This is a genomic window from Glaciihabitans sp. UYNi722 (genome assembly GCF_040549465.1).
In the GTDB taxonomy this organism is placed as follows: domain Bacteria; phylum Actinomycetota; class Actinomycetes; order Actinomycetales; family Microbacteriaceae; genus Lacisediminihabitans.
The window spans coordinates 1-17,183 of the sequence record NZ_JBEPTL010000024.1; the positions used below are offsets into that span (position 1 = coordinate 1).

At 64.8% G+C, this 17,183-nt stretch carries 21 protein-coding genes and 2 pseudogenes; 8 read left to right on the forward strand and 15 right to left on the reverse strand.

Annotated features, from left to right (window positions below; genetic code table 11):
* Nucleotides 1-115: 115 nt before the first annotated feature.
* Entirely contained in the window at nt 116-511 is a 396-nt protein-coding gene (locus ABIB56_RS15145; RefSeq protein WP_354570062.1) for a PNPOx family protein, read from the reverse strand.
* 237 nt (nt 512-748) lie between these two features.
* Between ABIB56_RS15145 and ABIB56_RS15150 the strand changes: the two genes are divergently transcribed.
* The gene (locus tag ABIB56_RS15150; RefSeq protein ID WP_502917616.1) at nt 749-988 is read left to right on the forward strand and encodes a DUF4287 domain-containing protein; all 240 of its coding nucleotides are present in this window, start codon (nt 749-751) and stop codon (nt 986-988) included.
* A gap of 44 nt (nt 989-1,032) precedes the next feature.
* On the opposite strand, the gene ABIB56_RS15155 is transcribed toward ABIB56_RS15150, so the two are convergent.
* The 7 genes from ABIB56_RS15155 to ABIB56_RS15185 form a co-directional block, all read right to left on the reverse strand.
* The gene (locus ABIB56_RS15155; protein WP_354570063.1) at nt 1,033-1,572 is read right to left on the reverse strand and encodes an NUDIX hydrolase; all 540 of its coding nucleotides are present in this window, start codon (nt 1,570-1,572) and stop codon (nt 1,033-1,035) included.
* Nucleotides 1,573-1,711: 139 nt separating this feature from the next.
* Nucleotides 1,712-1,855 carry a hypothetical protein gene (locus tag ABIB56_RS15160; RefSeq protein ID WP_354570064.1) on the reverse strand — a complete coding sequence of 48 codons (144 nt, stop codon included), beginning with the start codon at nt 1,853-1,855 and terminating at the stop codon, nt 1,712-1,714.
* Entirely contained in the window at nt 1,855-2,214 is a 360-nt protein-coding gene (locus ABIB56_RS15165) for a GNAT family N-acetyltransferase (RefSeq protein ID WP_354570065.1), read from the reverse strand. The genes ABIB56_RS15160 and ABIB56_RS15165 overlap by 1 nt, the downstream gene beginning before the upstream one ends.
* A 31-nt stretch (nt 2,215-2,245) precedes the next feature.
* Nucleotides 2,246-2,491, reverse strand: a complete 246-nt coding sequence (locus ABIB56_RS15170; RefSeq protein ID WP_354570066.1) for a hypothetical protein — start codon at nt 2,489-2,491, stop codon at nt 2,246-2,248.
* Between the two features lie 188 nt (nt 2,492-2,679).
* Nucleotides 2,680-4,017, reverse strand: a complete 1,338-nt coding sequence (locus ABIB56_RS15175; RefSeq protein WP_354570067.1) for a hypothetical protein — start codon at nt 4,015-4,017, stop codon at nt 2,680-2,682.
* A 323-nt stretch (nt 4,018-4,340) separates the two neighbouring features.
* Nucleotides 4,341-4,787, reverse strand: coding sequence for a nuclear transport factor 2 family protein (locus ABIB56_RS15180; RefSeq protein ID WP_354570068.1), 447 nt, complete (start codon nt 4,785-4,787; stop codon nt 4,341-4,343).
* A gap of 101 nt (nt 4,788-4,888) precedes the next feature.
* Complete coding sequence (locus ABIB56_RS15185) at nt 4,889-5,542, reverse strand: DsbA family oxidoreductase (RefSeq protein WP_354570069.1); 654 nt, start codon at nt 5,540-5,542, stop codon at nt 4,889-4,891.
* A 137-nt stretch (nt 5,543-5,679) separates the two neighbouring features.
* Here ABIB56_RS15185 and ABIB56_RS15190 point away from each other — a divergent pair.
* The 4 genes and pseudogenes from ABIB56_RS15190 to ABIB56_RS15205 all read left to right on the forward strand — a co-directional run.
* Nucleotides 5,680-5,868 (forward strand): annotated as a pseudogene (locus tag ABIB56_RS15190) (helix-turn-helix domain-containing protein); the annotation flags it as partial.
* Nucleotides 5,869-6,267 carry an SbtR family transcriptional regulator gene (locus ABIB56_RS15195; protein WP_354570112.1) on the forward strand — a complete coding sequence of 133 codons (399 nt, stop codon included), beginning with the start codon at nt 5,869-5,871 and terminating at the stop codon, nt 6,265-6,267. It begins immediately after the preceding pseudogene.
* A 35-nt stretch (nt 6,268-6,302) separates the two neighbouring features.
* Nucleotides 6,303-6,884, forward strand: coding sequence for a cytochrome P450 family protein (locus tag ABIB56_RS15200; RefSeq protein ID WP_354570070.1), 582 nt, complete (start codon nt 6,303-6,305; stop codon nt 6,882-6,884).
* Nucleotides 6,847-7,191 carry a cytochrome P450 gene (locus tag ABIB56_RS15205; RefSeq protein ID WP_354570071.1) on the forward strand — a complete coding sequence of 115 codons (345 nt, stop codon included), beginning with the start codon at nt 6,847-6,849 and terminating at the stop codon, nt 7,189-7,191. Before ABIB56_RS15200 ends, ABIB56_RS15205 begins: the two co-directional genes overlap by 38 nt.
* A 61-nt stretch (nt 7,192-7,252) precedes the next feature.
* On the opposite strand, the gene ABIB56_RS15210 is transcribed toward ABIB56_RS15205, so the two are convergent.
* Both ABIB56_RS15210 and ABIB56_RS15215 read right to left on the reverse strand, forming a co-directional pair.
* On the reverse strand, nt 7,253-7,672 hold the full coding sequence (locus tag ABIB56_RS15210; protein WP_354570072.1) for a hypothetical protein: 420 nt from the start codon (nt 7,670-7,672) through the stop codon (nt 7,253-7,255).
* A complete protein-coding gene (locus ABIB56_RS15215) occupies nt 7,665-8,225 on the reverse strand; it encodes a hypothetical protein (protein ID WP_354570073.1) in 561 nt (186 codons plus the stop codon). The genes ABIB56_RS15210 and ABIB56_RS15215 overlap by 8 nt, the downstream gene beginning before the upstream one ends.
* Before the next feature lie 266 nt (nt 8,226-8,491).
* Here ABIB56_RS15215 and ABIB56_RS15220 point away from each other — a divergent pair, with 266 nt between their 5' ends.
* Nucleotides 8,492-9,214, forward strand: coding sequence for a ribonuclease H family protein (locus ABIB56_RS15220; protein ID WP_354570074.1), 723 nt, complete (start codon nt 8,492-8,494; stop codon nt 9,212-9,214).
* Between the two features lie 95 nt (nt 9,215-9,309).
* Here the strand turns inward: ABIB56_RS15220 and ABIB56_RS15225 are convergent.
* Nucleotides 9,310-10,765, reverse strand: a pseudogene (locus tag ABIB56_RS15225) (phytoene desaturase family protein).
* 199 nt (nt 10,766-10,964) lie between these two features.
* On the opposite strand from ABIB56_RS15225, the gene ABIB56_RS15230 reads away from it, so the two are divergent.
* Nucleotides 10,965-12,149 carry a MarP family serine protease gene (locus ABIB56_RS15230; RefSeq protein ID WP_354570075.1) on the forward strand — a complete coding sequence of 395 codons (1,185 nt, stop codon included), beginning with the start codon at nt 10,965-10,967 and terminating at the stop codon, nt 12,147-12,149.
* Nucleotides 12,150-12,158: 9 nt separating this feature from the next.
* Here ABIB56_RS15230 and ABIB56_RS15235 read toward each other — a convergent pair whose 3' ends face one another.
* Entirely contained in the window at nt 12,159-12,920 is a 762-nt protein-coding gene (locus ABIB56_RS15235; protein ID WP_354570076.1) for a dienelactone hydrolase family protein, read from the reverse strand.
* Between the two features lie 42 nt (nt 12,921-12,962).
* Here ABIB56_RS15235 and ABIB56_RS15240 point away from each other — a divergent pair, with 42 nt between their 5' ends.
* Nucleotides 12,963-13,742 carry an SDR family NAD(P)-dependent oxidoreductase gene (locus ABIB56_RS15240; protein ID WP_354570077.1) on the forward strand — a complete coding sequence of 260 codons (780 nt, stop codon included), beginning with the start codon at nt 12,963-12,965 and terminating at the stop codon, nt 13,740-13,742.
* Between the two features lies 1 nt (nt 13,743).
* Here ABIB56_RS15240 and ABIB56_RS15245 read toward each other — a convergent pair whose 3' ends face one another.
* The 3 genes from ABIB56_RS15245 to ABIB56_RS15255 form a co-directional block, all read right to left on the reverse strand.
* On the reverse strand, nt 13,744-14,526 hold the full coding sequence (locus ABIB56_RS15245; RefSeq protein WP_354570078.1) for a nuclease-related domain-containing protein: 783 nt from the start codon (nt 14,524-14,526) through the stop codon (nt 13,744-13,746).
* A 243-nt stretch (nt 14,527-14,769) separates the two neighbouring features.
* The gene (locus ABIB56_RS15250) at nt 14,770-16,038 is read right to left on the reverse strand and encodes a CoA transferase (protein WP_354570079.1); all 1,269 of its coding nucleotides are present in this window, start codon (nt 16,036-16,038) and stop codon (nt 14,770-14,772) included.
* Nucleotides 16,038-17,183: an acyl-CoA dehydrogenase family protein gene (locus tag ABIB56_RS15255; RefSeq protein WP_502917617.1), complete on the reverse strand. Its 1,146-nt coding sequence runs from the start codon at nt 17,181-17,183 to the stop codon at nt 16,038-16,040. Before ABIB56_RS15255 ends, ABIB56_RS15250 begins: the two co-directional genes overlap by 1 nt.

Here is a 17,183-nt window from a genome sequence, read left to right on the forward strand (position 1 = left end):
TGAGCCGCTCCAGCCTCGACCGGTCACCATCACGCAAAACCAACGCCCGAGCCAGGTAAACCATGACTCAAGTCTGATGCCACTCCACACCTAAACCATTCAACAACACGCAACACTAGGTGGCAAGCAGTTTCACGAAGTGGGTGCGTTTGAGCATCCTCAGCACGAGTCGCTGGAATGGGGTGAACGCTGCAATGCCTTCAGCGGTCGTCATTGGTTCGAGCCCGACTATCTTGGTGGTCAGGCCGTCGCGCAATATTTCGCCGCCATTGGCCGCGACCAGATTCCGATACCAGTTGACCTCGGGACCGTAGGTGAGCTCGCAGACGAAACCGCCTTCGATTGGCTGCACCATGATCGGAGTCTCGAAGGTCTTGCCGCTTTTGCGGCCAACGGTGCGCACAATCGAGAAATGATTGCTGCCCTGGCGGGCCATGCGGCCGGTCAGCCGGTTCAAGCTGTGCTTGATCGTGAACAGCCAGCCGGTGCGAAGCTTCGATCCGAGACCCATGCGAGCAGCATGCCACACAGCACGTGTTCTTGACCGAACGCACGACCGCCGGTTCAGCGTACGCGCTCGTGGATGTGGTCAGCGCGCACACGATCCGATCAGGACCATTCGCACAGCGGACCACTCGCGTGCCGGCAGAGGGTGCGGCTTGTGGGGTCTGCGGCGAAAGTGGCGATCACATCCGGATAGCGCAAAGATAACGCTGAAGACGAACAAGACACCAAGGAAGAGACACGATTGGCTGAGCCGCTGCAGTCACCTTGGCCGAAGCAAGGGCCGGCCTCATACTTTCCCTCGATCGAAAAAAAGTACGGACGCTCGATCGCAGATTGGCAGCAGATCATTGCGGCGTGCGGCCAAGAGAAACACATGGACATTGTCAACTACCTGAGGGTGGAGCATGCCATGGGACACCGGCACGCTAACGCACTTGTCGGATGGACATTGGCCGGCAACGTGGCGGAGGCGACTGGATAACTCTGATGAAGCGCCGCCCGGGGATGACACCGTTTGAGGTTCCGCTACCGGACGAGTGTGGGGATGACGTCCAAGACTTTATCAAGTCGCTCGCGTAGCCCGGGAGGTACGGTGGTCGGGAGCGCTTGGCAGGGGAACCAACGAACGTCTTCGCTTTCGTCGCTGACCGCAACCTGCGCGTCGGTTGCGGCGATGGCCACGAATCCCACGTCCCAGTGAGCAGTGCAGGAGAATCCGCTCTGCAGATTGTGACGATCAAGGTCAGCGATCGAGCCGGACAGAAGGCTGAGTTCTGTGATTCCAGATTCTTCTCGTGCCTCGCGTATGGCGGCGCTCGCGATTGACGTGTCGTGGGATTCGATGTGGCCTCCGAATTGCACCCAGAATCCGCCTTTGCGGTGGAAGCACAGCAGCACGCGATCGAAATCGGGCGAGAACGCAAAGCAAGACGCGGTGACGTGCTCAGGTCCACCGTCGCGCTGGAGAGCAGCCGCGCCGCCAGTCGCGACGAAGGACAGATAGGATTCGCGGGTTTGCGAAACGGGCAAGGCTTCGAGGCTGGTTAGGACGTTGTCGACGATCACACAGCTATTATCCGACAGCCAGGCTTGGGCTGATTGTTGATCCCGTCTTGGTTCGATTGGCGTTCTGTGCTTCGTCCGCTAGTGGTGATTCGCCTGAGAGCACCGTCGCACTTAACGTTCCGCTCGCGGGCACGTGTGCTCAGTTGAGTTGGGCGCGGAAGAGCAGTCCAAGCCCGCCGTCAAATTCGACGCCGCGAAACCCGTCGCCGCGGGAGATCTCCTGGAATGGCCACGGACTGTGCGCGGCGATAGAGGCTGTGTTTGTCGCGTTGGTGAAAAACATCACGCTGCCCGGTGACGAATCCACTCGATCCGTGCATTGATGAGGGCGTGCCCAACGCCGAGTCGCCGTTGTTGGGATGCCACGGTGACTCCCATCAAGTAGTGGCCGGATGGTGCCGCCCCGTCCTGGTTTGGCGAGTACTGCGTGGTAGCCCTGCCAACAAGCCCGAAGCTCGCCTCGGCGACCACAACAAGCCGCAGGGAATCGTCGAACGCGTCTGAAGTGGTGTTGGCGAACAACTCGGATGACGAACGGCCTCCCTCACGCTGGATTGCAAGAATGCCGTCGAGGTCTTCATGCCGCGCGACCCTCACCATCGCGGGCATGTCGCGGGTCACGCCCTCATTGCTGATCCTCACAGCCGCCTGAACATCGTCGGGCTGGTGCGGGTCAGGCGAGCTTTGGGTTGTCTTGGTCGTCGGCCCGTGCAAGGTATCCGGAAAGGCGCGCGATGAAGTCATCGCCTGGCCGGTATGTGACATCGGCGGCGCTCTTCTCGTACTCGCCCTGCAGCTCGGTGATGGCGTCATCGATTTCAAGGACCGCCAAGGCGTTCGTCTGCGCGGCGTCGAGGCCAACAAGGTATCCGATCGCCCGATCGATGTCCGCCGCACCCCCAAAGGAATAATCGGTCATGTGTGTCACTCCAGTTGCTTCAGATCGAGCGGATCCACGGCCATTCGGCACTGAGGCGAGAATACCGAAAGAATTCGATGTGAAGACCGGACGATCATAATTGCGCCGGCGTGGCCCGCGTCCCGTCCTCGTCTCATCGTGGCCCGAGCGCGGGGCGGCGGTGCCGCAGCGTCGACAACGCTGTGGTGCTACGACGCGGTGGGGTCCGCGACGACATCCTTGCCCTGCTCGGAAGAGACCGTGACACCGGACGGCGCAGTGCCGTTCCCCGAGTAGTACACCCCGTCGGAACCTTTACCTTTGGCCACGATCCCGCCCGGAACGTCCCAGCTGCCGACGCTGTCTGCGAGCTCGACGGACACGATGTCGTTACCGGATGTGCTGATCGCCCCGCCGACATGCAACTCGCCCAGCGCACCGCCGGGCCTGATGCTCAACGCGATGGCCTTGAGTGTCATCTGCACGCCCTTGACCAGGCTCAGACCCTCGCCGCCCTCGGTCGACAGGTTGTTCGTTATGGTCAGCTTGGGCAGCGGCCTGGATAGCTGCACGCCGATGGAGCCATCACCGTGGGTCTGGATGGACTCGAAGGTCGCCTCACTGAGTGATCCGTCGTACAGGTTGAACCCGCGGGCACCCTTGCCGTAGGTCTGGATCGGCGCCTGAACCGTCAGCGTCTTGATGTCGCTGAAGTTGACGAAGCCGATCCCGCTGGGGCCGCGTGAGATTATCGGCTGCTTGGCTGTCCATGTCTGCACGTCGCCCCAGTTGTCGAGCACCATATCGTTCTGGCCGAGGGTGGTGACCGGGCCCTCATTGATGACGTTCTGAACGCGCGCCCCGCTGATGACGAAAACGCCGCCGCTGATGAGATCCGGTGTGCCCTCGGCGATTCCGCCGTCGGTATGAATCTCGCCCGTGCTCAGAGTCGTCACAGTTAGAACTCCTCCGAAGGCCTTGCCGTCGTCCGTCCCGTGTCCGGCGACGAAGACGCCGCTGCCCCGAACGGGCGTGTGTTCCGATCCGGCAGCCACGTTCGTGATCTCAGCAGTGATCTGCACCGACGCGTCGGCTTGACGGTTCCAGACCGTCAGCCCGCCCTGCATCGCCTCAACGCCAAATCCACGCGGACGATCGACGCGGCCGCGAACATCGGCCGCCCGCACCGTGAGTCCGTCGATCGAGATGTGGCCGGAACGGACAGCATCCGTCGCGATGATGGCTACTTGCCCGACCGTGGTCACGCCCCGCAGGGTAAGCGTGCCCCAGTCGGTCTGGGTGGTGTCGGCGTAGATCGCGACCTCGTGCTCGGGAACCACTACTTCGATGTTCTCGACGGTGTTGTCGCGCGTGAGCAAGACCCCCTTGGACCCGAACTCCAATCGTCCACCACTCAGGCTGACGCCTGGCGCGAGAACGACACGGGGCGCGCCCGAGATCGTGCCGACGACCTGGATTGCCTTCACGCCGTCATTGACGGCAGCCTGGAGTTCTTTGGAGTCCTTCACAACACGCGAATCAGTCACGGGGATCGCCCTTCGCTCGAACAGATCAGATACAAAAACACTACCCGCGCCCGCGAGAGAGGGCGCCATGATGGGCAAGAGGTCATGGCTGGACCTGGTGCTTGGCGCCCGACAGAGCGATCCTTTCCGTGAAGGCCGATTGGCGAGTCAGATTTTGACCGTCCCGCCGAGGGTTCCTATGTGACACACGTCGAGCTCCTCGGCTCGATGGTTGCTTTCGTGTTCGAACTGCGTCGCTGAACCTCCGGCTTGCGGGCGGTTTTTGAATCCGTAGTCAAGTCGGACTTTTTCGTCGGGCTCGGCTCGAAATGTACGGAGAGGCTTTACATGGTGGCGGCGAGGTTGGGGCCTACGGGGGTGAAGAGGATCATGTGGACGGTGCGGCGGGATATTTTCAACCCTGTAGAGGTTGGGGTGATTTCGTCGTCATACCAGGCTGTGGCGAGTGTGCCTTTGGTGTTGTCTGCTTCGAGCACGATTCCATCTCCGTAGGTGCGGGCGGTGAGTGGATCAGTTCCGGTGATGGTGGTGTTGGACATTCGATGCAGGGTTCGGCCGGCCGGTTGGTGACCGTCGCGCATGAATGTGGTGAACGCGTCGGGATCGGTCCAGGAGCCGACAGCGGGCCCGTAGTCGATGACGACCTCGTTGGCGAAGGTACTGCGGAATAGGTCCCAGTCTTTGGTGTCGATTGCGGTTGCGTAACGGGTGACGAGGTCGAGGATTTCGAAGCGAAGCGCGGGATCGAGGGTGAGGGGTGTAGTGGGCATGGGTGACTCCTTGTATTCGGTTGGGGATGGGGAAGTGCAGAGGCCATCTACGTAGACGTGGGTGTCGATGGCGAGGATGTCCAGAGGAGCATTTGCACTGGTCATGAACTCGCAGCGGCGTGGGTCAGTGCTTCGACGAAAGTGTTTGTGGGTTGGGCGCCGGAGATGCCGTAGGTGTTGTTGATGACGTAGAACGGGACGCCTTGAACGCCCAGGGATCGAGCGCGAGCGTTGTCGGTGTCGACAGCCATCACATAGGTGCCAGCGGTGAGTGCTGTGTGAGCAAGTTTCGTATCCAACCCGACTTCACCGGCAAGAACTACGAGGTCTTCGATCCGGCCGATGTGGCACCCTTCGGCGAAGTATGCGGCGTACAGCCGATCGTTCAACTTCTGGCGCTGGCCATGAGCGTCGGCGTAGTGAAGCAACTCCAGAGCGAGGTGGGAGTTAGTGGGACGGATCCGAGCGGGGTCGTAATCGAGTCCCTCAGCGGCCGTTACTCGGGTCATAGCCTCGAACGCGCGTTCTTGGTCTTCCGGAGTCATGCCGCGCTGTGTGTGAAGGTACGCCCGAGCGTCGAAGTTCACTGGAGAGTCGGATTGCAATTCGAACGACCGGTGCACCGTCTCGACTGGCCTGCCGTACTGACTAAGCGCATCTGCCCAGCGGGCATCGGCGACATAGCACCAAACGCATTGCACGTCCGCCCAAATTTCCACACGAACCGGAAGGTCCGTCACATGGTCAAACGTCATTCCGAGGCCCTTTATCTTGGGAAATGCTAATGTGGGGTGTCCCTCCGAATACAATATGGGGTACTACCCCACTTGTCAATTAGCGTGAATGGACGACAGGGTACCGACTTACCGACCAGACGATGTGATGCGAACCGATGCTGAGAGCAGGGATAGCTGTGGTACCGAAACGTTCTGACGCGCGGCGTAACTACGACGCAATCCTTCGCGCTGCCGAGCAGGAAGTAGCCCGGCACGGCTCCGAGGCATCCCTCGAGGAGATCGCTCGGCGGGCCGGAGTTGGATCGGCAACTCTGCACCGACATTTCCCCTCCAGAAATGCACTAATGCAGGCAGTGTTCCACGACCGGGTGGAGGGGCTGTGCGCCCGCGCCGATGGGCTTTTGGATACGGCGGATCCTGCCGATTCGCTACACCAGTGGCTGACCGAACTCGCCACGTTCGGGGCGACCACTCGAGGACTGGCCCAATCGCTGAACTTGACAGCCGAGGTGACCCTCGACTCGGATGGGACCTGCGAAACGATGTTGATGCGGGCAGGCGGCGAACTCTTACATCTGGCGCAGCGGTCCGGGAAAGTGCGCGCCGATCTTGATATCAGGGAATTACTGACCCTGGTGAACGCCGTCGCGTGGGTAACGGAAGGCAATTCCGAGGCCGAGCACGCAGCTCGAAGACTGCTCAACCTCGCCCTCGACGGTATTCACAACGACACGCACATCTGAGAAGTCCACCGCGTTGCTGCAATACCCCGCTGCCGTTGCCGCATCCGGATGCAACCAATTTCAAGCCTTCCGTCATCGCAATCGACGAGGTGCGTTCGCTGTCGGCCGACCCGCGCATCAGCGCCGATCACGGGGGTGGCGGCGACCATGCGAAAGGGCACGCCGCCAATTTCGTGGTCGAAGACCCACCGGAGCACAATCGCAACCGGAGCAGGGTGATGCGCCACTTCGGTCCGCCGCATCGCCCAGGATTCGTGGCATCCCTCGAGAACTCGATCTCCGCCTACACCGAGAATGCGTTGGACGCCGTGCGCGGACGCACTCGGATGGATGTCGTCGAGGACTTCGCCTATCCGCTGCCCGTCAGCGTCATCTGTGACCTGCTCGGTGTACCCCACGAGGACGAACCACAGTTTTCCGTCTGGACCAAGGCGATCTCGCTGCTCGCCTCCCCCGATGCCCAGCTCGATGTCGAGGCGTCGATGAAGGGCAGCGCAGCATCGCAGGAGGCTGCCGGCTACATGTACGGCCTCGTGCAGCGTCGCAGAGACCGATCCCGGCGACGACGTGATCTCCGACATGGTCAACGACGACTCGGAAGGTGGCCGCCTCCGTGACGAGCAGATCGTGAGCAACGCGATCATCCTGCTGATCGCCGGACATGAGACAACCGTTAACGCCATCACGAACGGCATCCTGCTGTTCCTGCGCAATCCGGAGCAGCTGGCGCTGGTGCGCGAGAATCCCGGCCTGCACTACTGCTTCGGTGCGCCGCTAGCCCGGCTGGAGGGCCTCGTCGCTCTCAACGCCTGGCTCGCCCGCGTGAAGAACCCGCGACTGGTGCAGGATCCGCCGCCGTACCGACGCAACGCCGCCCTGCGCGGCCCCAGCGAGTTGCTCGTGGATTTCGACACCATCGACTGAGGCTGCGCTCGGCTGGCTGAATCACGCACGGCCGATGGTTGACACCGCGCGAATCTGCGGCTCACCGATCGGCGTCCGGCACCGCAGCCTTCGCCAACCGCTTCGACAGGCGCGCGATCATCAGCGCCGACATCACGAGCAGTCCGATCAGCAGCACGCTGAACAGCAGGAAGGCTCCAGGTTGCACCCACTCCCCTGAGCCGAAACCGTGCCAGCCGAGCGGACCGTCGGTGGCGACATCCCCGATAACGCGGATGGCGAAGGGCGCGACCACGACGAGCGAAGCCACGATGAACAGCCCGAGCGGGATGGCCGAGGTCCAGAGCACGCGACGCAGCCGACGAATGACCGGCTCCCGATCCGCCCGACGCGACGGCACAGCCTGGGCGAGCGCCTCATCCACGTTCTTGCGTACGTAAGTGAGGATGACCGCGGCGGCCGCAGCGAGAAGCGATGCGGCAGCGAGTGGAACGTCAATCATGTGCACGCTCCGCGGCGAGGATCTCCACCAGCACGTCGAAACTCGACTTCTCCACCCGGTACTGATTGACGTGGCCGTGCACCTTGCCGATGGACGGATAGTCACCGCCACGGGAGGCGATCCGGTCGTTGAGTGCCTCGATCAGGATGTCGGACCCCGGCACGACCACGCGGGCGGCGGTGTCGTCTAACGCCGACTCGGAGGCATCCAGCAGCAGCTGCAGTGACTCGGTGATCGCCTCCTGCAGCTGGTACTGGTACTTCGACATGACGGATCGCAGCAGGCTGCGACTGCGGGATGCCGTGGTCTGGAACAGCGCGCTGACCGTCGCCGTCGACGGCAGGCGCTGCGCGAACACGGTGTCGATGAGGAGGTAGAGACGCCAGACGAGGAAATCGTCTACCCGGCTGAAGCCCTCCTGCCCGAGGAACATGGCGAGGTACTCCCGAGTGGCGGCCTCGGAGACTGACGTGATTCGACCATCCAGTTCGCCGACGGTACAGCCCAGCGCGTGCGCCAGCTGCCTGCGTTCCTCTCTGCTCAGCGCCTTCATGGTTTCCTCCCCGATAACCCCACGGTACGCCGCACCACCGACCTCACCGCTGACGGTTCAGGCGGGTGTCACCGCAATCGTGGCACTCGCCGTTCTGTTCGGAACACATCGACCAGGTCCATGGCGCTCGAAAGTGGCCAAATGGCCCCTCGCAAGCACCTCGTGGGGCCATTTGGCGACTCTCGTCGATGTCGCTGGCAGCCGGGGATGCGAGGAGACGGCGGTCGAGTAGGTCAGACTTGGGAGGCACACGACGAAAGGCCAGCATGACGATTCGCGCCGCCGCAGACGGTTCCGCCCTCGGCAACCCAGGGCCGGCCGGCTGGGCCTGGTACATCGACGACAGGTCCTGGGCGGCGGGCGGCTGGAAGCACGCCACCAACAATCAGGCCGAACTCACCGCCGTGTTGCAGTTCTTTCGTGCCACCGCGCATCTGGACGACGATCTGCTGATCCTGTGCGACAGCCAGTATGTGATCAACTGCGTGACCAAGTGGATGCCCGGCTGGAAGAAGAAGGGCTGGCGCAAGGCCGACGGCAAGGCGGTGATGAACTTGGAACTGCTCAAAGAGATCGACGCGGAACTCGTCGGGCGCACCTACCGCTTCGAGTGGGTGAAAGGTCACGCCAACCATCCGCTCAACGAGGCGGCGGACTCGCGCGCCCGGGCAGTATCCGAGGCCTACCAGCGTGGCGCGCCAATCCCGAGCGGACCGGGTTTCGTGAGGAGTGGGGATGCCGCCGCGGCTCGACCAAGTGAGACGACACTGGCCGCCCCCTCCGAACCAACGCCGTCGCTCTTTAGCTTCGATGACGAGCCGGGCTTCGATGACGGGCCGAGCTTCGATGACGAGCCGGGCCTCGACGCCGAGCACGCGCCGACCGTGGACCTGACCATCACCCTCTCCGCGCCCGAGTACGAGCGCCTGCGCTCACGGTCGAAGTCGCGCGGTACCACGCCGGAGCAGACCCTGCGCGACCTGATCTGAGTCGCCACGGCTGATGAGGTGCCAGAAATGGCTGTTCATCGCGCGATCCTGGAGCGATTTCCGTCCCCTGACCGAAGCCTGCCGTGAGCTAAGCGTTACTGCTCCACACCGAGATGCGGAGCGCTGGTCGCGCCGAACTGCCTGCGCAGGGCATCCATCGCCCCGTAGTAGCCGGCAAGACCGTGCACGCCGGGGCCCGGAGGCGTCGATGCCGAGCACAGGTAGATTCCACGAGCGGGTGTGCGCCACGGCGTCGGCGAGAGCACCGGGCGGGCGATGAGCTGCCCGAGCCCCACGTCGCCCGCGCCGATGTCGCCGCCGATGTAGTTGGGGTTGTACCGCCCGATGTCCGTGGCCGTGCGACTGGCGGTGGCGAGGATCGTGTCACGGAAGCCGGGCGCGTAACGCTCAATCTTCGCGATAATCGCCTCCTGGCGATCGTGCGTCGATCCTTTCGGTACGTGCGTGTACGCCCACAGCACATGCTTGCCGTCCGGTGCCCGTGAGGGGTCGAAGGGTGTGGGCTGGGAGACCAGCACGTAGGGATCCTGCGGATCACGGCCGGCCGCGACATCCGCCTCGGCCTGCACCATCTGTGCTCTCGTGCCACCGACGTGCAGGGTCGCCGCCCCCGCGAGCTGTGGGTTCGTCCACGGAACCGGATCGGAGAGAGCGAAGTCGACCTTGGCTACGGCGCCGCCGTAGCGGAAACGGTCGAGGGACCGTCGGTAGCTATGCGGCAGCCGCGCTCCGGCGATGCTCGAGAGGGCCCGCGGGGTCGTATCGAAGAGCACAGCGGTGGCGGTGGGGAGTTCTGCGATGTCCGTGATCTCGGTGTCGGTGACGATCTCGCCGCCGTGAGCGATCAGGTCTGCGGCGAGCGCATCGACGATCGACTGGCTGCCGCCGACGGGGATCGGCCAGCCGCGTGCGTGTCCTGCGGTCGCCAGCACGAGGCCCGCAGCCGCCGTCGACGGGCTGGGCATCCGACGAATGGCGTGGGCGAAGACTCCGGTGAGCAGTGCGGGCGCGACGTCCTGGCGGAACCGGGTTCCCCAGTCAACGCTCCCCTGCTCCAGGATGCGCAGGCCGAGTTGTAGGAGGGCGACTGGATGCCGCGGAACCTGCAGAATCTGCGAGCCAGCGAACTGGGCGATCTGATCGGCATGACGAACGAGCGGTGCGAAGAGTCTCCGCCACGCGGGGCCGTCGACGCCGAGCGATTCCGCCGTGCGGTCGAGATCGCGCCAGGCGATGCCGGCCTGGCCGTCGTCGAGCGGCTGCGCGTAGGAGATCGGCGGTACGACGAGTTCGATTCTCTTGTGCAGTTCGAAGCGGCGGAAGAAACCCGACGAGAGGGCCAGCGGATGCACCGCGGAGCACACGTCGTGCAGGAAGCCCTGCAGGGTCAACTCCTCGGTGCGCGCCCCCCCCGCCGATCGTCTCGCTCCTCTCGAAGACGCGCACGGAGAGGCCGGCCCTGGCAAGGGTGACCGCCGCTGCCAGCCCGTTGGGGCCGGCGCCCACGACAATCGCATCAACTGAGGTCATATTCCTACCCTGACAGCACTCAGCCGACGAAGCGAGCAATCCGTCCGGATCATCGCGGCTGCGGCGGACGCTCGATCCACCATTCGGTGAAATCGCCGCCGGACATCCAGGTGGTGATCGTATCGGTCATGATTCACTTGTACACCCGGGGTGCAGATAACGTGCACCCGAACGACCTCGACCAGAACAGGAGCAGCGGATGCCCGGCCCGATCATTCTCGACATCGCCCTGTGTCTCGTACTCATCGCCTACACGATCTACGGTTTCCGGGCCGGGTTCGCACTCAGCCTCGCGAGCCTCCTCGGACTGATTGTGGGAGCGGTGGCCGCCTTCTTCGCCATTCCACTGGTGACAGGGTGGGTGTCGGCGAGCGAATGGCGGCTTCCCGCGATTATCGGCGCGGTCATCCTGCTGCTCGGCCTCGGCCAGGCCCTCGGAGTCGGCATCGGGCGAGCCATCAAGCGAGGGGTCAACAAGTCTCCGCTGCGACTCCTCGACCGACTCCTCGGCGCTGTCATCACCCTCGTGGTGACCGCGATCGTCATGTCGATGATCGCGTTCGGGCTCGGCTCTCTCGGCGTTCCCTTCGTGTCGCAGGCGATCGGGTCATCTGCCGTCGTGAACACCATCAACCGGATCACACCGGATCCGGTCAAGTCGCTCGAGGCCACGGTGCGTTCGCTGGTCGCCCAGGACGGGCTCCCCCGCCTGCTCGGCGCGATCGGCAACGGAACCCCCGTCGCGGCGCCTGCGGACGGTGCAGCCACCGCTGCCCAGCAGACCGCCGCGCAGTCGGTCGTCAAGATCGTCGGCAACGCCTTCCAGTGCGGCCAGAACCAGTCCGGCAGCGGATTCGTCGTCTCCTCCGGCCGGGTGGTAACCAACGCCCACGTGGTCGCCGGCGTCACCGAACCGGTGGTGCAGACGCAGGACGGCGGCGCATGGTCGGGGCGTGTTGTCTACTTCGACACGGTGAACGATCTCGCGGTGCTCGCCGTCTCCGGGCTGCCGACCACGCCCCTAAACCTTGGCACCGATCTCGCGCCAGGCACGAAGGCCGTGTTCGACGGTTTCCCGCTCGGCGGTCCCTTCCGTTCCGGGCCGGCAGCGGTGCAGAGCACCAGCACGGTGGATGTCGCGGACATCTACGGTGCCAACCCCAGCCCGCGCAATGTCTACTACCTCGCCGCCGACGTGCAGGAGGGCAACTCCGGGGGTCCGCTGCTCGACTCCGGTGGCAAGGTCGCGGGACTCGTGTTCGCCAAGTCCGCGACGTCCCAGCACCTGGGGTTCGCGATGACGACGGGCGTGCTGCGACCGATTGTCAGCCAGGCTGCGAGCCTGTCCGCCGCTGTCTCATCCGGGCACTGCACTCGGGGCTGACACGTGCCGTCAGCCGATGTGCGCGGCGAGAAACTGGAGGGTGCGGCGCCAGGCGTCGGCCGCGACATCCGGCTTGTACGCGTGTGGGCTGGTGTCGTTGAAGAATGCGTGGCCTGCGCCCTCATAGACCTTGCTGCTGAAGTCGACACCCGCCGCCCGCATCGCCGCGGTGACTTCCGGTAGAGACTCCATGAGGCGGGGATCGTCCTGGCCATAGAGGGCAAGGATCGGTGCCGTGATCTTCGCGACGTCCGCGAGCTCCGGCGGCGCTCCGTAGAACGGCACGGCTACCCTGACACGAGTATCAGCCGCCGCCAGCGCGAAGCTGTAGGTGCCTCCGAAGCAGAAGCCGGTGACGGCGATGCGTCCGTTGATACCCGGCTGCGCCTCCAGGTAGTCGACGCTGGAGCGGAGAGCGGAGATAGCCCAGGTTCCGAACTCGGGCACGCGCATCGGGGCGAAAGCGTCACGCAGACGGGTCTGGCCCTCGATGCGCAACTTTTCATCCGGACTGGTCATGATCGCGTTGAGCTCCATGCCGACCTGCGCCTCGATGCCGACGGAGCTCAACAGGTCCGGCGCGAGCACCAGGTATCCCTCGGCCGCGAAACGAGCAGCGACAGACGTGATGTGCTCGACGAGCCCCCAGATCTCGTGGATGACGATGAGCGCGCCGACGGGTTCGCCCTTCGGTCGCGCGAGGTAGGCGGAGAAGTCTGTTGGCCGACCGTTTCCCGCTTCGGTGACGGGCAGGGAGATCGTTTCAGGCATGACTCGATTGTTCCACGCACTCACTGGCGTTAGCGTGAGACCATGACCGCTTCCGTATCGTCCTCCCGCCTTGCCCTCGTGACCGGAGCAACCGCTGGCATCGGCGCGGAATTCGCGAGACAGCTCGCCGGCGACGGCTGGGACCTGGTGCTCGTGGCCAGGGACCTGCAGCGGCTGGAATCGCTTGCGGCCGAGCTCCGGGCCGGCCGCGCGGTGCAGGTCGAGGTGCTTGCGGCGGACCTGGTGAGCCGCGAAGGGCTGGATGCGGTGGAGACCCGGGTGGCGGCATCCGCCCCTCGACGCGTGACCATGCTGGTGAATAACGCCGGTTTCGGCCTGCGCGAGTCTTTCGAGCAGAACAGCGTGGAGGATGAACAGCGACTGCTCGACCTGCTGGTCACCGCGCCGATGCGACTCAGCCACGCGGCGCTCGACCAGATGCTCGCCGCCAGGGCCGGCACGATCGTGAACATCGCAAGCGTCGCCGGATTCACACCCCGCGGCACCTATGGCGCCGCAAAGGCCTGGGTGCTGAGTTTCAGCCGCTGGGCGAACATCTCCTACCGCTCGCGCGGTGTCTCGGTAACAGCCGTCGCACCGGGTTTCGTGCACACCGAATTCCATGACCGCATGGAGGTGAGCAAGGCCGGCGTCCCCGGCTTCCTCTGGCTGGATGCGGCCACCCTCGTGCGGCTCGCCCTTCGGGACGTGAAGCGCGGCAAAGCCATCTCGGTGCCGACTGTGCGTTACAAGGTCATCGTCTGGTTCTCCGGCTGGCTGCCGAAGAGGATCGTGGCGGCGGGAGCCCTGCGCGGTCGCTGAGTCACGCTGGTGCGGCCATCAACGCCAGCACGGCGCGATAGAGCGCGCCACAGGTGATTCCGATGGCCAGGGCGATCCATCCGAGCCGGGTGACCAGGGATCGACGGATGCGGCGGCGCAGTGCTTCGAAAGCGTGGAGTTCCCCTGCGCTGTCCTGCGCGTTCGCGGCAGGCCAGGACGACGCCTCTGCCGCGAGTGTCGAGACGAGTTGTGGCGACAGCAGCCTCGGCAGCTCGCGCAGCCATTTCTCAAAGCCGTGTGCGGTGACGATCTCGATGTGCCGCGCGTGACGGCGGACGGTCAGCTCACGCGGGGCCGCCACCACCATGCAGGAGGTGACCGGGGCACGAAGGTCGAATCGCTCGGCGACTTCCCGGTTCTGCTGTTCCGCGATCGGGAGATAGGGGTACCGGATGTCGTCGGCCATGAACATCAGTTCACCGACCCACACCGTCTGGGCCGCGTGGCTCTTGGTCGAGATGACGAACACCCCTGGCGGCCCGATCGCCAGGTGCTCGAGAGCCGGGGTATTCGGTTCCATCGACACCGAGTGCAGCACGGTCCAGTCGTCACCGAGGGACGTGAGCGAATGCGCGACCGCCAACTCTGCACGGGCGCCGCGGTAGGAGCGGAGTGCTCCCTGTGCGAGTGGATCAAGCCCGAACAGTCTGGCGAAAAGCGAAAGCCGTGGCGCCTCAGCCTGCTGTGCAAGACAGTCGTCCATGGCTGTGAACCGGCGCTGCTGGGCACGAATCGCAGGCTCGACATCGGCAGGGTCTTCCATGATGTGAGCCGTCCTTCGCCGTTGTGCCTGCCTCACCACCGTATCGACGGAGTGCCGCGTTCGACATCCCCAGAACGGGGTGACGGCGGAATTGACTCTTGCGTTCTCCGTCGACCAGGAGCAGTCTGGGTGAAGAACAACTCACCGCCCGGAAGAGCCGCACCAAGTGCCGCACCGGGCGATGAGTCTGTGTGGGGTCGTTTTCTCCAGTCTTCCCGTCGTGCAGAAATCGCTGCCGTGGCCTCAGGCGAGCCACTCCGGGGTGCTGCTCCCCCACGAAACCGGACCGCTCGGCCACCCGCGCGGTCCTCCGACATAGCCGGGAGCGGGCCGAGCGATCGTAATGCCGTCGCGCACCTCCGTCGTCGGCTGCCACTCTGGATGCGAGACCTTCGGACCCCGTGGTGCGTCGAGGAGAGCCTGGGCGACCCTGGCCAGCGACGTCTCCACCAGCGCACCGCCGCGATCGTCACGCAGGGCGACCACGATGCCGGTGGCGAGCAGATATCCGGCCGAATGGTCGAGGGCCTGCGCCGGTAGCGCACCCGGTTTCTCGCCATCCGCGCTCTCGATCATCGCGATGCCGCTGGCTGCCTGCACGATGCTGTCGAAGCCGCGGCGGTCGGCGAACGGGCCGTCGGGTCCCCACGCGCTCAATCGCGCGACGGTGATTCCCGGCCGACGCTCCGCAAGGGCGGACGGTGAGAGTCCGTACTTGTCGAGCGAGCCTGCGCGGTATCCGGTGACCACGACATCCGCCATCTCGAGAAGAGCGTCGAAGGTTGCGCGGTCTGTCGGACGGCCGAGGTCGAGCAGCGTGGAGCGCTTGCCCGCGCCGGTGTCGAGGTGCTGCCAGCCGCTCTCCGGGTTGAGCGGAGAGTCCACGCGCAGCACGTCAGCACCCCAGAGCGCCAGCGTGCGGGTGGCGACCGGGCCGGCGATCACGCGGGTGAGATCAAGCACCCGCACGCCCGCCAGCGGCGCGGCGAGAGCGGGCGGCACACCCCATCCGTTTCGTCTCGTATCGAGTTGCTTGATTCCGAGCAGCGGATGCCCGGCCACGGCGACGGCCTGCGGATGCGCTCGCCACTCCTGCTCGGTGCGCACCCGCGCGAGCACTCCCCCGCGGGCCGCGACGGCATCCTCGAGGTCGTCAGACTGCCACTGCCCGATAGCGGAACGCAGGTCGTCGGCACTCGCGCTGTGCCACAGGCCGAGCGTGTCGAGCAGTCGTTCGCGATGGTGCGAATAGTTGGCGTGGGTGCGCACCCAGCCGTCCGCTGCACGCCAAAACCCGGAGAGTTCAGCCCAGGCTTGCGGCTGTTCGCCGTCGATGCGGAAGTGCCGCTCGGAGGTCACAGCGGTGGCCGTGCGTACCGGATCGTCGTCGATGGCGGGACTGTCGATTCCGAGCCGTCGACCGACAAGCGAGGCCGCCGAGAGCGAGGCGAGCGCCACCGCGTCGCTGACAAGCGCGCCGACCGGCAGCGCGGCTGTGAGTGGAACGTCCATCATTCCTCCAGGTATCCGAGCAGGGCGGTCGCGACCGTCGTGTGAACCGAGTCGTCGTTGCTCGGGTGAAATCCGCCGGCGAGCACATCACGGTACAGGCGGCCAAGCTCGCTCGACGACGAGAAGGCCGCTCCGCCTGCGACAGCGATGGCCTGGTCCACGACATAGCGTGCCGTGCGCGTGGCGTGCGACTTGAGCCCGACGAGCGCGCGAAACCACTGGGTTCCGCGATCGACGAGATCGTCCACATCGGCGGCGAGCGCATCCAGTTGCGGCAGCAGCGCGTCCTGCGCGAGGGCGGCATCCGCGATCTTCCAGCGCGTGTTGGGGTCCTGATCCTTCGTGGTGCCGGTGCGCGCCGATGTCCTGCCACGGGCCGAGGCCACGGCGAGTTCGAGAGCACGCTCTCCGATCCCGGTATAGACGGCGGAGACCAGAATCTCGAAGTTGGCGAAGATGGCGAAGATCAGCGGATCGGCATTCGGTCCGGGGTCGAGGCGACGGAACACCCGATCGGATGCCGCAACCACCCCGTCGAGCCGCGTGCTGTTGCTCTGGCTCGCCCGCATGCCGATGGTGTCCCAGTCTGCGAGGGTGGTCACGCCCGGCGTATCGCGGTTGACGAAGGCGTGGACGAGTTTGGGCGCATCCGGGGACTGGGTGTCAAGGCCGAACAGGCCGAGGCGCGTCCAGGCGGGCGAGAGGCTGGTGAAGATCTTGGTGCCGGTGAATGCGTAGCTGCCGTCTGGCTGGGGACGGGCATCCGTGTTGCTGCCGAACAGCACGAGATCGTTGCCCGCCTCGCTGATCGCGAAGGCGAACACCTCCCCCGCTGCTGCCTCGCGCAGCACGAATTCGAGGGAGTCATCCCCGCGATCGCGGAGGGTTTTGGCGATTCCGGTCCAGACCAGGTGCATGTTGACGGCGAGCGCGGTAGCGGGAGCGGCGCTGGCGAGACGCACCTGCTCGTGGGCGAGTTCGAGCAGCGAAAGACCCAACCCGCCGAGTTCGGTCGGCACGAGGGCTCGCAGATAGCCGACAGCTGTCAGTTCGGCCAGGTCTTCGGCGAAGAAGGCGTTGTCGCGGTCATAGCCGGCCGCGCGATCATGGATGCGGGCCAGCAGGTCGTCGTCGAGAATACTCAC